Origin of the sequence: Streptococcus sanguinis, from assembly GCF_008329445.1 — a bacterium.
Classification (GTDB): Bacteria; Bacillota; Bacilli; order Lactobacillales; family Streptococcaceae; genus Streptococcus; species Streptococcus sanguinis_O.
In genome coordinates, this window is the sequence record NZ_VIBR01000007.1 from 1 (window position 1) to 21519 (window position 21519).

General features: G+C 45.0%; 20 protein-coding genes, 1 tRNA gene, 1 other RNA gene, 1 pseudogene and 1 riboswitch. Of the genes and pseudogenes, 5 read left to right on the forward strand and 18 right to left on the reverse strand.

Translation table 11 applies throughout. From position 1 onward, the window contains the following. From FKX92_RS11585 to dnaG, 7 genes are all read right to left on the reverse strand, one after another. Nucleotides 1–3369: accessory Sec-dependent serine-rich glycoprotein adhesin (locus FKX92_RS11585; protein ID WP_149566407.1), on the reverse strand; the 3369-nt coding region annotated here is incomplete at its 3' end. 209 nt (nucleotides 3370–3578) lie between these two features. Continuing rightward, nucleotides 3579–3666 (reverse strand) — tRNA-Ser (locus FKX92_RS11590). 38 nt (nucleotides 3667–3704) lie between these two features. Continuing rightward, complete coding sequence (locus FKX92_RS11595; RefSeq protein ID WP_149566380.1) at nucleotides 3705–4544, reverse strand: DUF695 domain-containing protein; 840 nt, start codon at nucleotides 4542–4544, stop codon at nucleotides 3705–3707. A gap of 166 nt (nucleotides 4545–4710) precedes the next feature. Next, nucleotides 4711–5059: a transfer-messenger RNA gene (gene ssrA, locus FKX92_RS11600) on the reverse strand. Nucleotides 5060–5140: 81 nt separating this feature from the next. Beyond that, complete coding sequence (locus tag FKX92_RS11610) at nucleotides 5141–5479, reverse strand: metal-sulfur cluster assembly factor (RefSeq protein ID WP_002904178.1); 339 nt, start codon at nucleotides 5477–5479, stop codon at nucleotides 5141–5143. Between the two features lie 119 nt (nucleotides 5480–5598). After that, nucleotides 5599–6711, reverse strand: a complete 1113-nt coding sequence (rpoD, locus tag FKX92_RS11615) for an RNA polymerase sigma factor RpoD (RefSeq protein ID WP_149566381.1) — start codon at nucleotides 6709–6711, stop codon at nucleotides 5599–5601. Between the two features lie 2 nt (nucleotides 6712–6713). After that, on the reverse strand, nucleotides 6714–8498 hold the full coding sequence (gene dnaG / locus FKX92_RS11620; RefSeq protein WP_316250861.1) for a DNA primase: 1785 nt from the start codon (nucleotides 8496–8498) through the stop codon (nucleotides 6714–6716). 154 nt (nucleotides 8499–8652) lie between these two features. Between dnaG and mscL the strand changes: the two genes are divergently transcribed. Then, nucleotides 8653–9036: a large conductance mechanosensitive channel protein MscL gene (mscL, locus tag FKX92_RS11625; protein WP_060976252.1), complete on the forward strand. Its 384-nt coding sequence runs from the start codon at nucleotides 8653–8655 to the stop codon at nucleotides 9034–9036. 113 nt (nucleotides 9037–9149) lie between these two features. Here the strand turns inward: mscL and rpsU are convergent, their stop codons facing one another. From rpsU to FKX92_RS11655, 6 genes and pseudogenes are all read right to left on the reverse strand, one after another. Then, nucleotides 9150–9326 carry a 30S ribosomal protein S21 gene (rpsU, locus tag FKX92_RS11630; protein WP_000048054.1) on the reverse strand — a complete coding sequence of 59 codons (177 nt, stop codon included), beginning with the start codon at nucleotides 9324–9326 and terminating at the stop codon, nucleotides 9150–9152. 147 nt (nucleotides 9327–9473) lie between these two features. Continuing rightward, nucleotides 9474–10157 (reverse strand): DUF4956 domain-containing protein, encoded by a 684-nt coding sequence (locus FKX92_RS11635; protein ID WP_002895949.1) that lies wholly within the window; start codon nucleotides 10155–10157, stop codon nucleotides 9474–9476. 11 nt (nucleotides 10158–10168) lie between these two features. Next, nucleotides 10169–10900 (reverse strand): polyphosphate polymerase domain-containing protein, encoded by a 732-nt coding sequence (locus tag FKX92_RS11640; protein WP_149566383.1) that lies wholly within the window; start codon nucleotides 10898–10900, stop codon nucleotides 10169–10171. A 377-nt stretch (nucleotides 10901–11277) separates the two neighbouring features. After that, nucleotides 11278–12735: a M56 family metallopeptidase gene (locus tag FKX92_RS11645; protein WP_149566384.1), complete on the reverse strand. Its 1458-nt coding sequence runs from the start codon at nucleotides 12733–12735 to the stop codon at nucleotides 11278–11280. Nucleotides 12736–12750: 15 nt separating this feature from the next. Further along, nucleotides 12751–13128 (reverse strand): BlaI/MecI/CopY family transcriptional regulator, encoded by a 378-nt coding sequence (locus tag FKX92_RS11650; RefSeq protein WP_002895954.1) that lies wholly within the window; start codon nucleotides 13126–13128, stop codon nucleotides 12751–12753. Nucleotides 13129–13242: 114 nt separating this feature from the next. Then, nucleotides 13243–13599, reverse strand: a pseudogene (locus FKX92_RS11655) (DUF1304 domain-containing protein). A 189-nt stretch (nucleotides 13600–13788) separates the two neighbouring features. On the opposite strand from FKX92_RS11655, the gene FKX92_RS11660 reads away from it, so the two are divergent. Further along, the gene (locus tag FKX92_RS11660) at nucleotides 13789–15105 is read left to right on the forward strand and encodes an FAD-containing oxidoreductase (protein WP_149566385.1); all 1317 of its coding nucleotides are present in this window, start codon (nucleotides 13789–13791) and stop codon (nucleotides 15103–15105) included. A 111-nt stretch (nucleotides 15106–15216) separates the two neighbouring features. Next, a complete protein-coding gene (locus FKX92_RS11665) occupies nucleotides 15217–16185 on the forward strand; it encodes an NAD(P)/FAD-dependent oxidoreductase (RefSeq protein ID WP_149566386.1) in 969 nt (322 codons plus the stop codon). Between the two features lie 33 nt (nucleotides 16186–16218). On the opposite strand, the gene whiA is transcribed toward FKX92_RS11665, so the two are convergent. From whiA to FKX92_RS11685, 4 genes are read right to left on the reverse strand one after another with little or no spacing between them, the layout of a single operon-like run. Beyond that, the gene (whiA, locus tag FKX92_RS11670; RefSeq protein WP_002925343.1) at nucleotides 16219–17130 is read right to left on the reverse strand and encodes a DNA-binding protein WhiA; all 912 of its coding nucleotides are present in this window, start codon (nucleotides 17128–17130) and stop codon (nucleotides 16219–16221) included. After that, nucleotides 17127–18104, reverse strand: a complete 978-nt coding sequence (locus tag FKX92_RS11675) for a YvcK family protein (protein WP_060976260.1) — start codon at nucleotides 18102–18104, stop codon at nucleotides 17127–17129. The genes whiA and FKX92_RS11675 overlap by 4 nt, the downstream gene beginning before the upstream one ends. Continuing rightward, a complete protein-coding gene (gene rapZ / locus FKX92_RS11680) occupies nucleotides 18101–18991 on the reverse strand; it encodes an RNase adapter RapZ (RefSeq protein WP_149566387.1) in 891 nt (296 codons plus the stop codon). Before rapZ ends, FKX92_RS11675 begins: the two co-directional genes overlap by 4 nt. 55 nt (nucleotides 18992–19046) lie before the next feature. Beyond that, the gene (locus tag FKX92_RS11685) at nucleotides 19047–19427 is read right to left on the reverse strand and encodes a RidA family protein (protein WP_002895964.1); all 381 of its coding nucleotides are present in this window, start codon (nucleotides 19425–19427) and stop codon (nucleotides 19047–19049) included. A gap of 132 nt (nucleotides 19428–19559) precedes the next feature. Next, nucleotides 19560–19604, forward strand: a riboswitch (PreQ1 riboswitch). Nucleotides 19605–19724: 120 nt separating this feature from the next. Between FKX92_RS11685 and FKX92_RS11690 the strand changes: the two genes are divergently transcribed. Then, a complete protein-coding gene (locus tag FKX92_RS11690) occupies nucleotides 19725–20696 on the forward strand; it encodes a nucleoside hydrolase (protein WP_149566388.1) in 972 nt (323 codons plus the stop codon). Between the two features lie 13 nt (nucleotides 20697–20709). Continuing rightward, the gene (locus FKX92_RS11695; protein ID WP_223105455.1) at nucleotides 20710–21261 is read left to right on the forward strand and encodes an ECF transporter S component; all 552 of its coding nucleotides are present in this window, start codon (nucleotides 20710–20712) and stop codon (nucleotides 21259–21261) included. 86 nt (nucleotides 21262–21347) lie between these two features. Here the strand turns inward: FKX92_RS11695 and FKX92_RS11700 are convergent, their stop codons facing one another. Beyond that, nucleotides 21348–21509, reverse strand: coding sequence for a hypothetical protein (locus FKX92_RS11700; RefSeq protein ID WP_002895966.1), 162 nt, complete (start codon nucleotides 21507–21509; stop codon nucleotides 21348–21350). Between the last annotated feature and the right edge of the window lie 10 nt (nucleotides 21510–21519).

Consider the following 21519-nt stretch of genomic DNA (forward strand, 5'->3'; position numbering starts at 1 on the left):
GGCAGATTCACTTGCACTTACTGAGGCGCTCGTTGAAGCCGAAGTACTTGCACTTACAGACGCACTCGTCGATGCGGACGTGCTGGCGCTTACTGATGCGCTGGTTGATGCAGACGTGCTTGCAGATACTGATGCGCTGGTAGACGCTGACGTGCTGGCACTTATGGATGCACTCGTGGAGGCAGACATACTTGCACTTGTAGACGCACTTGTGGATGCTGAGGTGCTTGCACTTACAGACGCACTCGTTGAAGCGGATGTGCTTGCAGAAACAGATGCGCTTGTCGATGCGGACGTGCTGGCGCTTACTGATGCACTCGTTGAAGCCGATGTACTTGCACTTACGGACGCGCTTGTGGACGCGGACGTACTTGCACTTACGGACGCACTCGTCGAAGCGGACGTACTTGCAGAAACTGACGCGCTGGTTGAAGCTGAGGTACTTGCACTCACTGAAGCACTCGTTGAAGCGGACGTACTTGCAGAAACTGACGCGCTGGTTGAAGCTGAGGTACTTGCACTCACTGAAGCACTCGTCGATGCAGATGTACTTGCACTCACTGAAGCACTCGTTGAAGCGGACGTACTTGCAGAAACTGACGCACTGGTTGAAGCCGAAGTACTTGCTGAAACTGATGCACTAGTCGATGCGGACGTACTTGCTGATACTGACGCACTCGTTGACGCAGACTCACTTGCAGATACAGATGCGCTGGTCGACGCTGACGTGCTGGCAGACACTGATGCGCTAGTCGAGGCTGAAGTACTTGCACTTACTGATGCGCTGGTCGACGCGGAAGTACTTGCGCTTACGGACGCACTCGTCGATGCTGAGGTACTTGCAGATACAGACGCACTCGTTGAAGCGGACGTACTTGCGCTTACGGACGCACTCGTCGATGCTGAAGTACTTGCACTTACTGACGCACTCGTTGAAGCGGACGTACTTGCGCTTACGGACGCACTCGTCGATGCTGACGTACTTGCGCTTACGGATGCACTTGTCGACGCAGATGTGCTTGCGGATACGGATGCACTTGTCGACGCTGATGTACTTGCACTCACTGACGCACTTGTAGACGCGGACGTACTTGCACTCACTGATGCACTGGTCGATGCAGATGTACTTGCACTCACTGACGCACTCGTGGAGGCAGACGTACTTGCTGATACAGATGCGCTCATGGAAGCAGACTCACTTGCACTTACTGATGCACTCGTCGATGCAGATGTACTTGCAGAAACTGACGCACTTGTGGACGCTGAAGTACTTGCAGATACAGATGCACTTGTGGACGCGGACGTACTTGCACTCACTGACGCACTCGTGGACGCTGAGGTACTTGCGCTTACTGAGGCGCTAGTGGACGCGGACGTACTTGCGCTTACTGATGCACTCGTTGACGTAGAGGTCTTAATTGACACAGAAGCACTTGTAGACGCGGAACTGCTTGCTGAAGTTGAGGCACTAGCAGAGGCTGACTTACTTTCCGCAATAGATTCGATTGTTGAGGTAGAGGCACTGACGGATGCGGAGGTGCTTGCAGATTTGGAAGTACTTCCTTCTCTTGTATCTACCAACTTACTGCCCTCAACAGTAGCCGTCCGCCTATCTCTGAATGTTATAGTAGTCGTACCATTATTAGAAACGGAAATAGCAGTATTTAAATTGTTACCTGCAACGTCTTGTGGTCTTAAGTTTGGATTACTCTGCTTAATTGCTTCTCTGACCTGATTTTTTTCAGTTTCTGATAATTGATTTGGGTTCTTAACTATTAACGTATTCTCTGGAATATTGGGTCTATATCTAACAATTAACTTAAACTGACCGTCAACTACTCTTCTCCCAGCAGCATCCAACATTTCTTTTTGAGTTACATTAACATTTCCTGACGAATCAGTTACTGTCACATAACGGGTAAAATCTCCGATTATTGAATCTACTGGAACATTCCCATAGATTTTAACCTTTAGTTGGTTACCTTCCTGGGTAACATCAAATTGTAAAAATTCAGTATCTTTTCCTGGTATTGCAGAATAAAGGTAACGTACAGATGTTTTTCCTTGTCCAAGGTCAAAAGCATTGGAATTATCAACGGCTGTAGCATAATATTCAAATGACTCCCCACGATAAACCACAATCTCCTTAGGAACAGTAACAGTTGGTCTTTCCGTATCTCTAAACGGCACATTGGTATCCAGATCTATCTTATCCCAACTTCCTCTAGTCTTACTAGCGACTTCGCTGTATTCAGCAGGAAAATTATTATTTGTAATAGCTTGAGTACTTGTTGCCAATCGCAGGGCAATAGCTGGATTACCTGTAGTCTCTGCCACTCTGGTGACAATTCGTAGTGTTGTAGTCGCTGCTGAACGACCAGTATAGAGGTTCCAAGCTCCAGATGACTGAACAGTCCCAGCGTTAGTAGCTTCTCGACCATTAAAAGTAACGCTTGTAGTTTCCTGACCTTCTCCGATAGATACAAGCGCCCCAATGTTGCCGGTCTGCGCTTTGTTAGGAGAAAGGGTGATAGTCCAAGTCAGCAGACGAGTCTGATCATCAAAGCTTGTGGTGATATTGTCAATCATATCACCGTTGACTCTATCACGGTTAGTCTCATTAAAATTAGGCTGTGTCACCGCCCGACGGCCCCTTCTCCGTCCTGTTTGGCTAGAAGCTTCTGTCGACTGCTGGCTGCTTTCGGATTTAGCACTCTCTGATGTAGAGGTGGTAGAGGTCTGACTGGCTGAGACTGACTCTGATGCACTAACCGAATCAGATGTACTTGAAGACACTGAAAGAGACTCAGATACACTTAAGGAATCTGAGACTGCTTGAGATGTGCTGGCACTGATAGAGGCTGAGCTAGACTGTGACATTGACTCTGAAGCTGAGATGCTGGCTGAGATAGATGCACTGACAGAAGCACTGGCACTGGCTGAAGATGTATCTGATACAGACTCTGACTCAGTATGTGAGCTTGCCGTTGCGGTTGCTGCTTCAGCAGCACTGCTTTCTTCTCCTAAAACTGTTTCACCACGTGTCGCTAAAACGTCTGTCGTATCAATGACCTTTTCCAGAGCCTGACCTTCTTCTGCATGGACAGTTGTGCTTGTCACAACAGCTCCGCCCAGCACGGCTCCCGTGGCGACAATGCCCCTCAAAAAGTCTATGCCGCTCTTCTTATCGGTAACTTGTTCTTCCGTTACCTTGAGCTCGATCGATGAAAGGCCTCCCCCCTTCATTGATCTAAAAAGGCCGAACTGTGATGTCGCAGCACGCAGCCAATGCTTACCCGATTTAATCAGCTTAAAACGAGTCACACGCTCTACTTCGTGGTACTTACCTTTTTGACGTTTAAAAAACATAATTCTCCCTTTAATTTATATCCTTTTTAAAAATCCATTAATCCCATTTTACCACACTATTATATAAAATGAACAATAAATTACTTATTTTTTTGCTGAAATTGTTTTCAAGCATTTCCAAAAAACTCATTTTCAAAAAGAATCACCTTACTTTCATGCCTCTTTTACAAATAGAAAAAACGCCAAACAGCGTTTCTTGCATCTTATGACGGAAGACATGGGATTCGAACCCACGCACGCTTTTACACGCCTACTGCGTTTCCAACACAGCCTCTTAAGCCTCTTGAGTAATCTTCCACAAAAGAGAAAGCCCTGCTTTCTCAAAACTTTAACCATTATACCACATTACAGCCCCAACCGCCATAGTTTCCGTTAAATTTTTTCACAAATTCGACCAAAGTCCAAACATTCTGGTTCAAATCAAAGATTTCCGTCGTATCCATACGAATCACATGCAGCTGATATGGTTTGTCCGCATCTTCTATCTTTTCAGCAGCTATGAGGCTGTAGCCCAGCTCTTCGACTTCCTTTAGGAAGCCATCTCGATCTTCCTCAGACGCAAAATAGGCCCAATGGTCAATCTCGCGCTCCTGACTATGGTCATCGCCTTCCTGCTCCAGCTGATACCAGACTCGCTGGTTGAGAATGGTCTGATACTCGTATTCATTGGGATAGAGAAAGTCAAAGTACTGATCCCACTCTTCATCTTCTAGGGTTGCTGAGTCATAGCGGCGGTCTGGAAAGTCGCGCATCACGTTTGCAATTGGCTCCAGATGGCTTTTCTTGTCTTGCAGATAGTAGTAAAACTCTATATTTCCATCTGTCGTAATCACACCAACATGAATGCCGCCGACCTGGCCTAAAGCCTCAGAAAGCCGATCCTCAATCACATTCAGCTCTTTAAACTCATCACTAGATGGAAAACCTGTCTCCCCATCGTACTGGAGGAGCGTTACCTTGAGCCTCATAGCATAGGCGTATAGAGGATAGGGTGCCTCATCAGCCAAGGCAAGATTCAGACGGATACTAGCCAACTTGTCATCAATATAGGTTGAGAAAGATCCCCACTCACTCGGAAAAGGATCCTCAGCAGGCACATCAAGCACTGCTTCTTCTACCTTTTCCACTTTCTCTTGCTCTCGCTTCTTACCAAACAGATTCTTAAAAAAACTCATATCAAACTTCCCTTAATATTTATGAAATCAACCCAATAGAAATACAAATATTTCCTTTGTTACCACTAACATCATTGTATTACTTTTTCAGACAGAAATCAAGATTTCCTGGACATTGTAAAAGCAAAAAACGCTGATTTCTCAACGTTTTAGAAAGGCTTTAAAATAATGGAGCCGGTGGGAGTCGAACCCACGTCCAAACACCTGCTAACACATTTGTCTACAACTATAGGCTATGTATTGGTTTAACTTAACTTTGACACATAGCTCAGGCCCAAGTCAAGCGAGTCTATCAATCTCTTGCAAAATCCCTAGACCAGATTTTGCCGTAGCTTGCTCATAATAAGACCTGTCATCGGACACAAGCAATCCGAATCGGGTCACGCTGGCTGGTTTTTAGGCAGCTAAAGCGTAAGAATTGTTATTTTTTGCAGTTATATTTAACTGGCGTTTTACATCCGCTAGATGAGTCGCAAAATGTGCCTCATAATGCCTGTCGAATCCGTAACGACCCCGAGACAATAGGAATATTATAACAGAATCCCTCAAAAAAAGCAAAAGCCTGCACACAGCAGGCTAGCTTTTACTCCAAGCCCTTAGCGGATTCCCAAAGCAATCCGGGCATAGCGGCTCATCTTTTCCACCGTCCAAGCTGGGTACCAAACCAACTTAACATCCGTCTTGGTAACCTCTGGAACATCTGACATGGCATCATAGATCTGGTCAGTCAGAAGATCCGCCAGAGGGCATCCCATGGTTGTCAGGGTCATATCGATTTCCGTCTCCCCATTGGTCTCGTTAAAACGGATTTCATAGATCAAGCCTAGATTGACAATATCAATCCCCAACTCTGGGTCGATGACTTGCTCCAAGCTCTCTAAAATACGCGTTTTAATCTTTTCAACTTCTTCAGGGCTGTATTTTTGTTCTGACATGCAATATCCTCCTTATAGATATGGCAAAACTTCAAGTTAGCTTGAGGGGGCTTTTGTTTTCAGCTAGGATTGCTGGCTTGACGCTTTCCTGCTCTGCCCCTCGTTGCGCTCTTCATTTCTTAATCTTCAATAAAATCTCTGAGTGGTTTGCTGCGGCTTGGATGGCGGAGTTTACGCAGGGCCTTGGCTTCAATCTGGCGGATCCGCTCGCGGGTTACATTGAAGACCTTGCCGACATCTTCTAGTGTCCGCATTTTCCCATCGTCTAGACCAAAGCGCAGACGCAAGACGTTTTCCTCGCGGTCTGTCAGCGTATCCAAGACCTCATCCAGCTGCTCACGAAGAACGACACGAGTTGTATAGTCAACTGGATTTTCAATCACTTCGTCTTCGATAAAGTCACCCAGATGGCTGTCATCTTCCTCACCGATAGGTGTTTCCAAAGAAACTGGCTCTTGAGCAATCTTGAGAATCTCACGAACTTTATCCGGTGTCATATCCATGCGCTCAGCGATTTGCTCTGGTGTTGGGTCTTGACCTAATTCCTGCAAGAGATTGCGCTGCTCACGGACTAGTTTGTTAATGGTCTCCACCATGTGGACCGGAATCCGAATAGTACGAGCTTGGTCAGCAATCGCACGAGTAATGGCCTGACGAATCCACCAAGTCGCATAAGTTGAAAACTTAAATCCTTTGGTGTAGTCAAACTTATCAACGGCCTTCATCAGCCCCATATTTCCTTCTTGAATCAAGTCAAGGAACTGCATACCACGGCCGACATAGCGCTTAGCAATGGAAACAACCAGACGAAGGTTGGCCTCAGCCAGACGCTGCTTAGCTTCCAAGTCTCCCTGTTCTACCAAGATAGCCAACTCCTGCTCTTCTTCATTGCTGAGAAGGGGCACAACCCCGATTTCTTTCAGATACATGCGGACTGGGTCATTAACCTTAGCTGAATTGCTGCCCAAGAGCTCTTCATCCGTCAACTCCGCTTCTTCCTCTTCGTTATTTAAGACGCGCTCACTAGGATTTCCTTCCTTATCTGTAATTGAGATACCCGCATCCTGGATACGCTGCAGCAAATCCTCAATCCCATCAGCGTCCAAAGTGAAAGGGATGACCAGTTGGTCATTAATCTCATCATCTGTCGCAACCCCTGTCTGCTTGTGGTTGCGGATAAATTCTGCAATTTGAACGTCTAATGTTGTTACTTCTTTTTGTTTTGTAGCCATTCCTACTCCATTCTTCTTTTTTGCTCAATCAAGCGCTCCAGCTCGGACAGGGCTGTATCCGTATCTCCACTGTGAGAAGCTTCTCGAATCTTCTTACTAATAAACTGATTATGCTTGCGCAAAATCTCCCGCTCTCTGGTTTCTTCCACTTCTTTCAACTCATCTTCTAAAACCTCATCAGGCAAGTCTTCTTCTAAAACGCGGTACCAAGCCTGCTGGACATGATCTGGTAGTTGGGATAAATCCTGCGGTGTCACCTCACCATTCGCCAGCAAAATCTCATACAAGACCTGCAAGTCCTCTGAGTCAAAGACAAAGTCTTCTCTCAACCGATATTGGTTCAAAATCAAAGGATGATGCATCATGCGGTGAAAGATATGATTTTCCGCCCTCATGAGACGACTCAGCCGATTCGAAGGCGAAAACTGCATGACGACTGGTTGAGACTGCTGAATCGGCGCCTCCTGACTGCGACTAGAGCGCTCAGCCAGCCGACTGTTATTCACCGTTTGCTCCACCTGCTGATAGTCAAAGTCAGGCAACAACTCAGCCAGCATGTAAATATAGGAGTTCTGCGCCGTGATGGACTTGGTCTTCGCAATAATCGGTGCCATCTTCTCTACAAACTCAATCTGAGCCTGTAGATTTTCAATATTATCTGGTTTCAGATGATGCAGCAGAAACTCCACATTACTTATTCGCGTTTTGCTCAGCAAATGCTGCAAATCTTCCTCAGAATTTTTAGCGAGAAATTCATCCGGATCCAAATTATCCGGAATCCGAACAATTTCCACCGTCATATCTCTCAGCTCATCCAAGGCCTTAGCAGTCGCTGCTTGCCCTGCCCTATCTCCATCGTAAGACAGGATAATCTTCTTGCAATACTTACTCAGGTGCTGGACATGCTCAGGCGTCAGAGCAGTTCCCATAGAAGCTACTGCATTTTCAATCCCTGCCCGATAAGCTGCAATCACATCCATGAAGCCTTCCATCAGATAGACCTCATGGCTCTTCTTGATAACCGGCTTGGCCTTATCCAGATGATAAAGCTCGTAGCTTTTATTGAAAATAGCGGTGCTACGACTGTTTTTGTACTTGGCCTGATGGCTGTCTGAGGCCGCTGCTTGCCAAATCCGACCGGAAAAGGCCACAACCTGTCCGCTGTCATTGGTCAGGGGAAACATAATTCGGTTCTGAAAGGCATCATAGACCAGATTATTCTCCGCCAGATTGAAGAGGCCTGAGTTCATGATGGTATTCTCATCAAATTTACCAGCCATACTCTTATGAAGATAATTCCCCTCATTAGGAGCCAGCCCGATTTGAAAATGCTTGAGAACATCATCTGTCAGACCCCGCTGGTAGAGATAAGCCCGCGCTTCCTCTCCCATCTTGGTCGTCATCAGGACCGCATGATAAAACTTGGCTGCCTCGGTATGGATATCGTAGAGAGCCTGATGCGGATGGCTTTGTCTCGGTCGGTCATTTCCCGCCACCTCTACAGCCAAGGGAATCCCTGCCCGATCTGCTACAATCTGCACAGCATCCATAAAGGAAACGCCTCGATAATCCTCAATGAATTTGAAGACATCGCCCGACTTGCCGCAGCCAAAACAGTGATAAAACTGCTTGTCCTCTACAACGTTAAAAGAGGGCGTCTTTTCGCCATGAAAGGGACAGAGTCCCAGGAAATTCCGCCCAGCCTTGGTCAAGGCTACCGTTTCTCCTATGACATTGACGATATTGACGCTGTTTTTAATTTCAGAAATGATTTCTTTATCAATCAAGAGACAATACCTCCAATTTATCATAGAATATCATTCTATATTTTATAACAAAATGAAGCAAATGTAAAATATTTGACAAGCAAATATCTTGTAGATGTCATATAAATAAGCTATAATATAATCTCATTAATAAATTCTTGAAAGGAAAGAAAGAATGTTAAAGGATCTTAAAGAATTCTTGCTGCGTGGGAACGTGATTGATTTGGCAGTCGGTGTGATCATCGCCAACGCTTTTGGAGCAATCGTTACTTCATTGATTACTGACGTAATCACTCCTCTCTTCCTCAACCCAATTTTGAAAGCTGCAAAATTGGAGCAAATTGCTGATCTGAAATGGAACGGGATCGCTTATGGTAACTTCTTGAGCGCTGTAATTAACTTCTTGGTAATCGGTACTGTTCTCTTCTTCATCGTCAAGTCTGCTGAAAAAGCACAAAGCCTTGCTAAGAAGAAGGAAGAAGTTGAAGAAGCGCCAGCTGGACCAACTGAATTGGAAGTCCTGCAAGAAATCAAAGCTTTGTTGGCTGAGAAAAAATAAAGAGAATTCACTGATGAAAATCAGTGTTTTTTTCTTTCATGTTGCTCATAATCATCCTCTTCTCTCCAAATAACCAAAACAAAAAACAGACCGGAGTCTGCTTTTTTGTTCAATTAGAATTTTTTACGTTTACGAGCTGCTTCTGATTTGCGTTTGCGTTTTACAGAAGGTTTTTCATAGAATTCACGTTTGCGTGTTTCTTGAAGAGTACCAGCTTTAGTAACCGCACGTTTGAAACGACGAAGTGCATCATCAAGTGATTCATTCTTGCGTACTACTGTTTTTGACATTTTTTTCACTCCCTTCAAGTCCAAAATCTATATAATCATACCACATATAGAAAAGAGTGTCAAGTATTTTCTGTAAGTATAATGTAGCTCCTTTTTATGATACAAACAAGAAGACCAACTGCTCTGCTGCAGCTGGTCTTCTTTTGCTTAGAGGGTTTTACGCTTCTTAGCAGCTTTGGAAAGGGAAATGTCCTGCACCTTATCATAGAACAGGAACTGCTGAATGAGCTCTCTGTCGCTCATGTCAGGATTCAAGTCAACAACATAGTCCAGCTTGATAGACTTCTTTTCAGCCGACTTGAGAGATGTCAGTTCGGCTGATTTACAAGTCGTTTCAAAGATAGCATCAAAGAGTACTTCGTAGTCAAAGTCAGCTGGAACCTGAACCTGGACATAACGTCTGGTCGGACTTACTGAAGTAAAGCTCATCTTTTCAAAGAGCATCCAGATGCCTGAAATAGCTAGAGTAAAGACAATTCCGAGTGCTACAAAGCCCATCCCCGTTGTAATTCCAATAGCTGTCGCCATAAAGATGGCTAGAAGCTCCTTGGAGCCACCTGCGGCCGACCGGAAGCGAATCAAACTGAAAGTACCTGCTACGGCGACACTGGTACCCAAATTTCCATTAACCAAGAAGATGATAATGGAAATAATGGCTGGCAAAAGGGAGAGGGTGACGACAAATTCCTTGGTATAAATGGTTTGGCGCTTATAGACCTTGGCCAAGATAATTCCTAAAACCACACTAGTTGCTAGTGAAAAAATCAATGCTAAAGGATTTATCTTGACTTCCGTAGAGGAGTAGATACTGTTAAATAACTGATTGAGCATAAACTACCTCCTTAGGCCTTGACTGTTTGAGTCAGCCTTTCTTTAGTTTTCAGGTAGGCATTGCCGTATTTTGAAAAGGACTGGTCTTCAAGACCGTATTTATTCAGAATATCAGCCAACCACTGAGGATATTGACCAGGAACCTTGATTTCCATAATCACCTTGTCGTCATCCAGCAAGGGCAGTCCATAGCGGCCTAAAGCCAAGTCTACATCATAATCTCGGTAGCGGATGTTGGAATCAACTGTCACACGTACCTTTTTATCTTCCAATCCTCTCATAGAGTAGCGGTCATAGCTAATCACCATTTTTGGCTTCAAGTCTATATAGCGCTCCTGTAACTGCTCCACTTCTGCCTTGACCCGGTCATCAGAAATAGTATGGTCTGCCACACCATTCACAATATAGTTGGTCACGGAGAGAGGATTCGAAACCAAACGATATTTGAAGCCTACTTCATCGCGTTTCTTCTTGATTTCCAAGAAAACTTGACTATCATCATTCGGCTGCTCAGCATAAGTCCGCATCCGCATCTTTTCACGACCGCCTTTTCTGGCAATGGAATCCTGAATCATCTGGAACTCATCATTATCAAAATACACATTGGAAATGGTTGATGTCGCATAATCATCTGCGGTGAGGTACGGTCTCATGTCAGCTTCAAGACGATTTAACATCGGCCGATCAAGAATATACTTCGTTTCGATTCGTTGGAAGTTTGTTTGAATTTGCTTTTGTTTCATTTGAATTCTCCTTTGATTCTACAAATGTAGTTTATGCTTTTAAAAGAAATAGAGCTTCCGCTCTGCATCCTACAAGCGTCTGGATAAGCTTTACTTTCTTCTCCCTTCCAAGCAGTATTTTTCAAAAACATTCTACAAATGTAGTTTATAAATATATTCTACAATTGTCGTTTGTGAATGTCAAGAAAAAAGATAAATAATCTTTCAGCTTTTTTAGCATTAGGAAACGAAGTGCAAACTGTATGCAAAATCGTCCTAAAATAAAGATAAACTGATGACTAACTGCTCTTGGAGGATTTCTAAATCCCCCTTTGAGAAGATAATAAAATTCTACCAGTCTAAGCTTTTAAGAAACTTAAACTGGCAGAATCCTTTATTTAATCGTCATCATGGTCATCATCATCTTCCGGATCATCGGTGTCTGTCGTATGAGAGGAACTGTTCTGAGACGGAGTTTGAACTGTCGCTGTACTAGCCCCTGTAGAGCCCGCTGCTCCCGTATTTCCTGTACCTGCAGTAGAGCTGTTATCAGCTGGAGTTGATGCAGCAGACGAGGATGGACTGACTTCTTTTTCAACCGTTACCGTCTTTTCGACAATGGTATGCTGCTTGGATTGGATTAGTTTTCCATCCTTAGCATTGACAATGGTTTCATGGGCCGTTTGCCCGTGTGAGAAGCGAATCTTATAAGTGTCTTTCTCACGCGAAATTTGTAAATCTTTAATATCTGTTTCAGAAAGAGACAGCTCTTTTAAGACGGATGCTAGTGCCTGACGCTGACTGAGCCCTTGAGACTGTTTTTGACCCGCCACAGGTCTGCTTTGTTGAGCAGATGGACTTTCTAGAGCAAAAACCGAGCTAGTCAGGAGCAAAAGGAGAGGAACTGCTACTACAAAGGCAGCAGACAGAAACCTCTTAGGCAGGCGGTTATCCATAATACCGACAATCCGCCGCTTGAGATTAAACTTGTCAGAGTAAAAGCAGGTCGTCAGAGCAATTGGGGTCTTCTTACTGCGGTCTATCATGGTCAGAATCGTTTCACCGTAGAAAGTCCGATACTCTGTATCTCTACTGCTCAGAACATCATAGTCACAGTACATTTCTCCTGCTTCCTGGGTTTCACGGCAGGCAAAGCGGACAACCGGATTAAACCAATGCAGACTCTTGGCAAAAATCCCTAAGAGATTGATTAAAACATCTCGGTGTTTGTAGTGGGTCAGCTCATGCTTGAAAATCAGCTGCAGCTCTTCCTCTGTGTAATCCAACTCTGGCAGCACGATTAAAATATCTCTGAAGCCTAGCAGCATAGGACTTTGGGACATAGGATAGTGGAGCAGACGAATCCGGCCCTTAACTCCCATCTCCTGCTGAACAGCCCGCAGCTGAACCATCGCTTCTTCGTCCTGAAACTCCGTGCCCCAGCGCCTCAGCATCTTTCTGAAGCGAATATAAGAATAAGCGTATCTTCCTATGCTAAAGACAAAGCCAATCAGCCAGATGGTAAAGAGAATTTCAAACCAAGGTAGACCCAGAAAAGCCTCCCACAGATTTGTCTGGGCAGCTTTTTCAACTGCTGGAGAAGCGCCCTGAGCTCCACCTGTCTGGGTGGCGGTCACTGCTGTCTGAACTACCGATCCTGTATTCAGCCGAATCAGGCCTGAGCCAAATTGGGGACGAAACGGAAACAGAAAACTCAGCAAAATTAGAAACCAAATAAAATACCTCACTCTGACCGAAATCTTAGTCTTAAAGACCGTAAAAAGCAGACTAAGCAAAAGCACCAAAATGGATGTCGACAAACTGGTCAGCAGAAAAGAAAGAAGGAATTGTTTCATGCTTATCCCTCCATCCTACTTTCCTTGGTTGAGCAGACTGCGCAGCTCATCCAATTCATTTTCCGAAAAGGAGTTAGAAGAAAAGAGTGTTTTGACAAAACCGCCCATTGAACGGCCGCTGTGACGCTTCAAGAAATCCGAAGCCTCAACTTCCAGATACTCATCTTCTGAGATCAAGGCTGTATACTGCCTTTCACGCCCCTTGCGGACACTTTCTAAAAAGCCCTTTTCAGTCAAGCGAGCCAAGACTGTCAGCAAAGTCTGAGGCTTCCAGTGATTGTCTGGTCCCAGCTTTTCCATGATACGAGCAGAGGTCGTCGGGGTAGGCAGCTGCCAAATTACCTTTAAAATAGTAAATTCCCCGTCCGGTAAACGTTTAATAGATCTTTTCATCGTTTCCACGCGCTTTCTAAATTAATGCTATTTCTATTTTTATTCTACACTTGTCTAACATAAAAGTCAATCATTATATAAAAAAGAGCGAGAAATCAATTTTCCTCACTCTATTTAGAAAAATAAACTAAGCAGGGTCAGCATCGCCAGCCCTCCCTGCTTGAACAGGATTTTGGGGTCACTGGTCACTGCACCGTAAGCAGCTACCAAGATGATATAAACCATAAAAATTCCCAGCTAAACCGGACTAGGATGTACAAAGGCCGCAATCAAGACCAGAACAGCTATCAGCCCGTTGTATACTCCTTGATTTTTGAAAAGAGTATTGACTGACTGCTGCTCCAACTCCTCTTGTGACATACCGAAAACCCGAGCTGTTGCTGCAGAAGTCGTCGCAATGGTCTCCAGGTAGAGGATGTAGAAAAATTCTAAGGCAACCAAGCTTGCCAAAATCAGTGTAATAATAGACATTTTAACCCCCTAAAATATATAACGAAACTCAGTATAACACAGACTGACTGGAACTGCGAAAATCTTGCTCAAAAATGGACATTCTGTATAAAAAGTAAGGCTAAAAATACTGAAGAAAAAAAGCGTAGCAGAAATCAGCAATTTCTGACTAGATATGATACAATCTTTTTTGAAAAATGGAGGTAAATTATGTTAACCTATGATTTAATTGTCATCGGCTTTGGGAAAGCCGGTAAAACATTGGCAGCCAAAATGGCGGCCCAAGGAAAAAAAGTTGCTTTGATTGAGCGAAGCAAGGCTATGTACGGGGGAACCTGTATCAATATCGCCTGCATCCCAACCAAGACCCTGCTTGTCGCAGCTGAAAAAGGCCTGGCTTTCGACCAAGTCATGGCTGAAAAGAATGCTGTTACCAGCCGTCTCAACGGGAAGAACTACGCAGCAATCAGTGGTGCTGGTGTTGACATCATCGATGCGGAAGCTCATTTCCTTTCAAATAAAGTCATCGAAATCACAGCTGGTGATGAAAAAGAGGAACTGACGGCTGAGACTATTGTCATCAATACCGGTGCTGTTTCCAATGTCCTGCCAATTCCTGGACTGACTGAAACCGAGCATGTCTATGACTCAACTGGCATCCAAAATCTGAAAGAACTTCCTAAACGCTTAGGAGTTCTGGGTGGCGGTAACATCGGCCTAGAATTCGCTGGACTCTACAACAAATTGGGCAGTCAGGTGACTGTGCTGGATGCTGCTCCTGTCTTTCTCCCTCGAGTTGAGCCTTCTATCGCTGCTCTAGCTAAGCAATACATGGAAGAAGACGGAATCCAGCTCCTGCAAAATGTACAAACCAAGCAGATTAAAAATGATGGTGCTGAAGTTGTGGTTGTGACAGAGGATGGAGAGTTTCGTTTTGACGCCCTGCTCTATGCTACTGGCCGTAAGCCCAATGTTGAGCCACTGCGATTGGAAAATACAGATATCGAGCTGACAGAGCGCAGAGCGATTAAGGTCGATAAACACTTGGAAACAACTGTACCTGGTGTATTTGCAGCGGGCGATGTCAATGGCGGTCTGCAGTTTACTTATATCTCACTGGATGACTTCCGTATCCTTTATAGCTATCTGGCTGGCGATGGCAGCTACACACTGGAAGACCGTAAAAACGTCCCTACCAGCATGTTCATCACACCGCCTTTAGCTCAAATCGGATTGACTGAAAAGGAAGCCCAAGAGCAAGGATTGCCGATTGCAGTTAAGGAGATTCCTGTCGCAGCAATGCCTCGTGGACATGTCAATGCTGACTTACGCGGTGCCTTCAAGGCCGTTGTCAACACAGAGACCAAGGAAATCGTCGGAGCAACTATCTTCTCAGCGGGAGCCCAGGAAATTATCAATATCCTGACTGTAGCCATGGATAATAAGATTCCTTACACCTACTTGAGCAAACAAATCTTCACTCATCCAACTCTGGCTGAAAACCTCAATGATTTATTTGCTATCTAATTTTAAGCCCCATCAGGGGCTTTTAAGATGCCTTTAAAACATTTACTTACATTTCAACCCCCTTTTGTGGTACAATAATGCTAGTTTATTTTAAAAAGATTGAGGAAGATTATGTCTGAACTGTATGATATTACGATAGTCGGTGGCGGTCCGGTTGGCCTATTCGCAGCTTTTTACGCTCATCTGCGCCAAGCCAAGGTTAAAATCATTGATTCCCTGCCTCAGCTGGGCGGTCAGCCGGCCATTCTTTATCCAGAGAAGAAGATTCTGGATGTCCCTGGCTTTACCAATCTAAGTGGCGAAGAGTTGACACAGCGTCTGATTGAGCAGCTGGAAACTTTCCAGACTGAGATTTGCCTCAATGAAACAGTGCTGGATATCGTCAAATCTGATGATGGCTTCACCATCACGACTTCTAAAGCCCAGCATCAGACCAAAACCATTATCATCGCCATGGGAGGCGGCGCCTTCAAACCGAGAGCTTTGGAGTTAGACGATGCTGAAGCCTACAGTAACCTCCACTATCATGTGTCAAACATCAGCCAGTACGCTGGCAAAAAGGTTGTTGTTCTGGGCGGCGGTGACTCGGCTGTTGACTGGGCGCTAGCTTTTGAAAAGATTGCAGAAACCAATCTGGTTCATCGTCGGGACAACTTCCGGGCTTTGGAGCATAGTGTGGAAGAACTCAAGGCTTCTAGTGTTGAGATTAATACACCATTTGTACCCAGTCGATTGGTTGGTGAAAATGGCAAGATAACCCACTTGGAAATCAGCCAAGTTAAAGGAGAGGAAAGTCAGCTTCTGCCTCTGGATCACCTCTTTGTCAACTACGGTTTTAAATCCTCTGTCGGCAATCTCAAAGATTGGGGCTTGGAGCTCAACCGTCACAAGATTTTGGTCAATAGCAAGCAAGAAACTTCCATGCCAGGTATCTATGCAGCTGGAGACTGCTGCAGCTACGAGGGAAAGATTGACTTGATTGCGACTGGGCTGGGTGAAGCACCTACTGCTGTTAACAATGCCATTAACCATATCTATCCTGAGCAAAAAGTCCAACCCAAACATTCTACAAGCCTATAAAAAAACAGCTGCCGAGCTCGAGCTCAGCAGCTTTTATAATTCATCTGCGATTTTATTGATTTTTCTCAAGCGATGATTGACACCGCTCTTAGTCAGTGGCCGGCTCAGACTATCAGCCAACTGCTGGATGGAGTAGTCTGGATGCTGAATACGAAGTTGAGCTACCTCCTGCAGGTCTACAGGTAAACTCTCTATGCCAATATTATCGCTGATTTTGGCAATATTATTGATAGTTTTCATACTGGCTGTGACCGTGCGGGCGATGTTCGCTGTCTCCGCATTATTAGCGCGGTTGAGGTCATTGCGCGCTTCCCGCATGAGCTTAAGAGACTCAAACTCAGCCATGGCTTCCATAGCCCCGATGACAATGAGAAAATCCATGATGTCTTCAGCTCTCTGCAGATAAGTGACAGCCCCCTTCTTGCGCTCGATGGTCTTGGCATCAAGCAGAAAACGACGCATCAAGGCAGCCAAGTCCTCAGCATGATCCAGATAAACGGACAGGATTTCCAGCTGGTACTTGCCTGAGTCTGGCTCCCGCATGCTGCCATTTGAGAGAAAGGCTCCCCGTAGGTAGGCTCGACTGGCTTCGTCATCAGTCAAAATAGCCTGGTCAATCCCTGCCTCGATACCAAAAAAGGAGTCAGCCAAGTGCAGGTCAGAAAGGATTTCTTCCACTTTCTGATCTAGAAATACTGTATAAACACGGTTCTTGCGCAAGTTGGTCTTCTGATGGTGGCGGATTTCTGACTTGACCTGATAGAGGTCCGACAGCAACTCATAGAGATGGCGGGCAATTTTGGCATTTTCTGTTGTGACAGACAGGGTCAAACCACTGCTGGCCAATCCCAGACTACCAGACATCTTTATCATGGCTGACAGCTCATTTTTATCTCTGCTTGCCAGACTCAACAGTTCTTCTTTTACTTTTACTGTAAAGCTCATTTGCGTACCTGTATAATCTGCATCAATTCGTCAACGACCAACTCACCATCATGGAAAGCTCCGCCATTTTCCAAACGAAGAAAATTCGAAGAAATAACGCGCGGAACCTGCTCTTGTAATCCTTGAAAATCATGCTCCACCTGTACCAGATATTCGTCAAACTGATTACTGTCCATGTACTCATGAGGGACAGGTTCGATATTAACCAAGACTGTATCTACAAACTTCCTGCCTAAATGACGGTGCAGAACTTGGACGTGGTCGCTGTCTGAAAAATGCTCTGTTTCGCCGCGTTGGGTCATGATATTGCAGACATAGGCCACTTCTGCCTTGGTGTCTAGAAGAGCTTGGCCAATTTCCTCAATAACGAGATTAGGCAAGATAGAGGTAAATAGTGAACCTGGTCCCAGAACCACCATATCGCTTTCCAAGATGCTCTCGACCACCTTTTTACTGGCAGCAGGCTTCTTGTCATCATAGGTATTGGTCACATAGACCCGCTCAATCATCCCGCTCTTGCTGGTCAGATTGCTCTCACCTACAACTTCCGTCCCATCTGCAAACACAGCATGCAGAGTTAGTGGATTGTCGCTAGAAGGGTAAATTTTTCCTGTCGTATGGAAAAATTTGGTCAGAAGCTGCATGGCATTATAAGTTGAGCCCTGCATTTCGGAAATGCCGGCAATAATCAGATTGCCCAAGGGATGCCCCGCTAGAACACCGTCTCCTTCCGCAAAGCGATACTGGAAGACCTTCTCATAAAACTTTGGCATGTCGGACATAGCTACCAGGACATTTCGCAAGTCACCTGGCGGAGTTAACTGCTGGATGTTTTTCCGCAGCTCACCAGAACTGCCGCCATCATCTGCTACTGTAACAATGGCTGTAATCTCTACGTCCTTTTTACGCAGGCTGTCTAAAATAACTGAAATTCCTGTTCCACCGCCAATGACTGTAATTCGTGGCTTTCTCATGAGCGGTTCACCGTTTCTTTCCGACGGTTTTTGTCGCGGTGACTGGCATTGACCGGCCAATTTTTAGCCAAATCATCTGCTAAGCGCTGAGCAAAGGCTACACTGCGGTGCTGACCACCCGTACAGCCCACAGCAATAGTCAGGATAGACTTGCCTTCCTTCTGATAGCCCGGCAAAATGGGCTCGATCAAGCCTAGCAGGTTCTTGTAAAATTCTTCTGACTCGGCGTGGTTCATGACATAGTCAAAGACATCCTTGTCCAAGCCTGTCTGATTGCGTAGCTCAGGTTTATAGTAGGGATTGGGCAGAAAGCGCACATCAAAGACCAAGTCAGCATCCAAAGGCAGACCGTATTTGAAACCAAAACTCATGACCTCAATGCGGAAACTATGCATGTCAGCCTGATTTGAAAATTGCTCAGAGATGGTCTTTCTGAGTTCCCTTGGCGTCAGTTCAGTTGTGTCCACGACATTTTGGCTGAGATTCTTCAGAGGGGCTAAAAGTTCGCGCTCCAGCTTAATCCCATCTAAAATCCGACCATCAGCTGCCAACGGATGACTGCGACGCGTTTCCTTGTAACGAGCTACTAACTCCTTATCCGCCGCATCTAGGAAAAGAATCTTGAAATCAATGTTCTCATTCTGCTCTAATTCATCCAAAACATTCTGAATTTGCAAAAAGAAGGAACGGCTGCGCATATCGACAACCAGAGCCAATTTATCATTGTCAGTAGTCCCTTCGACCAGCTGCAAGAACTTCGGCACCAGAGTTGGCGGCATATTGTCGATGGTAAAATAACCTAAGTCTTCAAAGGACTGGATGGCTACGGTTTTCCCCGCCCCGCTCATTCCAGTCACAATGACAAGCTGAATTTTCTTCTCAGACATAATAATCCTTTCATCAGATAGAATCTGTCAAAGAGTGGTTTTCCCCCGCTCTTTTTTAGAGAATCTCGGCAATAACCTCGATCTCAATCTTCACATCCTTAGGCAGGCGAGCCACTTCGACTGCTGAACGAGCTGGAAATGCTTCTGTAAAGGCCGTTTTGTAAACTTCATTAAAGGCCACAAAATCATTGATATCACTCAAGAAGCAAGTAGCCTTGACTACATGGTCAAAATCTGTTCCAGCGGCTTCCAAAATGGCTGAAACATTTTTCAGCACCTGCTGGGTCTGCTCTTCAATAGTCGTCCCAATGATTTCTCCAGTTTCAGGAGACAGGGGAATTTGCCCGCTCGCGAACAAAAGATTGCCGACAATTTTTCCTTGAACATAAGGTCCAATCGCTGCTGGTGCTTTATCTGTATGAATCGTTTTTGCCATAATTATCACTTCTCCTACTTATTTTTTTCATTATACCATAAAAAGATGGGGGTGACCATGTTAGGCTTACTCCCATTGACTTTTTCCTTATTTTTATTTATGATAAAAAAACAGAGAAATCAAAACCTCGGTTTTGGACTGGTTCGAAAACTTCCCAGAATAAAAAACTAAGTGCCTTTATATTGTATATAAAATGTCTTGCGCATAGTTTTTTTGCTGTCTCCTCGATTAGTCAGACAGTTAAGAGGTTGGGACCGATTGTCTCAACCTCATTTTTATATAGGCAAAGGAGAACTCATGAAAAGAAAAGTCATTATCGACTGCGACCCTGGTATAGATGATAGTCTAGCCCTAATCTATGCCATTCAACATCCCAATCTAGAAGTAGTAGCACTGACCATCGTCGCTGGAAATGTCCCAGTAGACCTTGGTGTTGAAAATGCCTTTAAAATATTAGAAAGACTGAATCGGTTAGATATCCCAGTCTATGCAGGGGCAGACAAGCCCCTAGTCCGCGATTTCGTTTCAGCTCAAGATACCCACGGTATGGATGGTTTAGGCGAGAGCAGAATCAATCGAACAAGCAATTGTCAGCCCCAGCCTCAGAAAGCATCTGAATTTCTGGCTACCTATTTCCAGAAGGCTCAGGACACTTCACTAATCGCCTTGGGACCATTGACTAATCTAGCAATGGCAATAAAGCAAAATCCCCAAATTGGAAAACATATCAAACGCTTTGTCAGTATGGGCGGCAGCTACAAATCTCATGGCAACTGCTCACCTGTAGCCGAGTATAACTACTGGTGTGACCCACACGCCGCTCAATTTGTCTATCAAAAGTTAGGCCGAAAAATCGAGATGGTTGGACTAGATGTCACACGCGCCATCGTCCTCACCCCCAATCTATTAGAGTACATGCGTTTTCTACAGCCAGAAGTAGCTGAGTTTGTCGGTCGTATCACGCGTTTCTACTGGGACTTTCACTGGGAATATGAACACATCATCGGCTGTGTCATCAACGATCCGCTTGCTATTGCTCATTTTCTGCATGAAGATCTTTGTATGGGCTTCGACTCCTATGTTGAAATCGTGACCGAAGGCATTGCTCTTGGACAGACCGTGGTTGATGCTTATAACTTCTATCATAAACCAGCCAATGCCTATATTGCAACTCAAGTCAGTCCCTCACTCTTCTTCCAAGACTTCTTAGCTATCCTCCTGAATCAACCTAAGGAAACGATTGCTCGAGACCTATCATCACTTTTATGAGGAAAATTTTATCATGAAAAAATCGACACCCCTTATCCTAAGCTTCTTGTCTATCTGTATCGCTCTTAACTACGTGGGAGCTAATATTGCACTATTTCTGAAATTACCTATCTATCTAGATACCTTTGGAACGATTCTAGCTAGCTTGACCTTAGGACCTCTTGCTGGGGCTAGCGTTGCCTTTCTCAGCGCCCTCATTGGCTGGATGACAACCGATATCTTTTCTCTCTACTACTCGCCTGCCGCTATCATCATTGCTCTTTCAGCAGCTTGGTTTTTTAAAGAAAAAGGAAGCTTAAAGCTCAGCCTTCTCTGGAAAACCCTATTGGTAGCCCTTCCGGGTACCCTAGTAGCCTCTGCAATCACTGTCCTGCTCTTCGGAGGCATAACATCCAGCGGATCCAGCCTCATCGTCCAAGCCCTGCGGGGAATGGGAGTCAACCCCGTCCTTAGTATCGTCCTCGTCCAAATACTAACTGACTATGCAGACAAGCTTATCGTTCTAGGTGTCTGCCTAGCTGCTCTCCCTCGAATAAAAGCAGTCAGCCCTAAAATCTTTGCTTAAAACAAAGGTTAATTACCTTAACGAATACATCTTTGGCGCAAAAAAGCAGCTGAGTAGGATTATTTCCTGCTCAGCTGCTTTTTATCTTATTCCTCTTCTGCTTTCGCTAATGCTTCTCTTTCCAGACGCAGCTTGCGCTTAGGATTGAGTTTATTAAAGAGCTCTTCTAGCTTTTCTGCATTCCAGACATCGGCTGCAGAGACAAAATTTCCATTTTCATCGCGGAAGGATATTGGTTTATCACCCACTGCAAGCCTC

Coding starts and splice junctions, on each gene's coding strand:
- FKX92_RS11595 (WP_149566380.1), bottom strand. CDS start 4,544: ATGAGTTTTTTTAAGAATCTGTTTGGTAAGAAGCGAGAGCAAGAGAAA.
- FKX92_RS11610 (WP_002904178.1), bottom strand. CDS start 5,479: ATGTCAGAACAAAAATACAGCCCTGAAGAAGTTGAAAAGATTAAAACG.
- rpoD (WP_149566381.1), bottom strand. CDS start 6,711: ATGGCTACAAAACAAAAAGAAGTAACAACATTAGACGTTCAAATTGCA.
- mscL (WP_060976252.1), top strand. CDS start 8,653: ATGTTAAAGGATCTTAAAGAATTCTTGCTGCGTGGGAACGTGATTGAT.
- rpsU (WP_000048054.1), bottom strand. CDS start 9,326: ATGTCAAAAACAGTAGTACGCAAGAATGAATCACTTGATGATGCACTT.
- FKX92_RS11635 (WP_002895949.1), bottom strand. CDS start 10,157: ATGCTCAATCAGTTATTTAACAGTATCTACTCCTCTACGGAAGTCAAG.
- FKX92_RS11640 (WP_149566383.1), bottom strand. CDS start 10,900: ATGAAACAAAAGCAAATTCAAACAAACTTCCAACGAATCGAAACGAAG.
- FKX92_RS11645 (WP_149566384.1), bottom strand. CDS start 12,735: ATGAAACAATTCCTTCTTTCTTTTCTGCTGACCAGTTTGTCGACATCC.
- FKX92_RS11650 (WP_002895954.1), bottom strand. CDS start 13,128: ATGAAAAGATCTATTAAACGTTTACCGGACGGGGAATTTACTATTTTA.
- FKX92_RS11660 (WP_149566385.1), top strand. CDS start 13,789: ATGTTAACCTATGATTTAATTGTCATCGGCTTTGGGAAAGCCGGTAAA.
- FKX92_RS11665 (WP_149566386.1), top strand. CDS start 15,217: ATGTCTGAACTGTATGATATTACGATAGTCGGTGGCGGTCCGGTTGGC.
- whiA (WP_002925343.1), bottom strand. CDS start 17,130: ATGAGCTTTACAGTAAAAGTAAAAGAAGAACTGTTGAGTCTGGCAAGC.
- FKX92_RS11675 (WP_060976260.1), bottom strand. CDS start 18,104: ATGAGAAAGCCACGAATTACAGTCATTGGCGGTGGAACAGGAATTTCA.
- rapZ (WP_149566387.1), bottom strand. CDS start 18,991: ATGTCTGAGAAGAAAATTCAGCTTGTCATTGTGACTGGAATGAGCGGG.
- FKX92_RS11685 (WP_002895964.1), bottom strand. CDS start 19,427: ATGGCAAAAACGATTCATACAGATAAAGCACCAGCAGCGATTGGACCT.
- FKX92_RS11690 (WP_149566388.1), top strand. CDS start 19,725: ATGAAAAGAAAAGTCATTATCGACTGCGACCCTGGTATAGATGATAGT.
- FKX92_RS11695 (WP_223105455.1), top strand. CDS start 20,710: ATGAAAAAATCGACACCCCTTATCCTAAGCTTCTTGTCTATCTGTATC.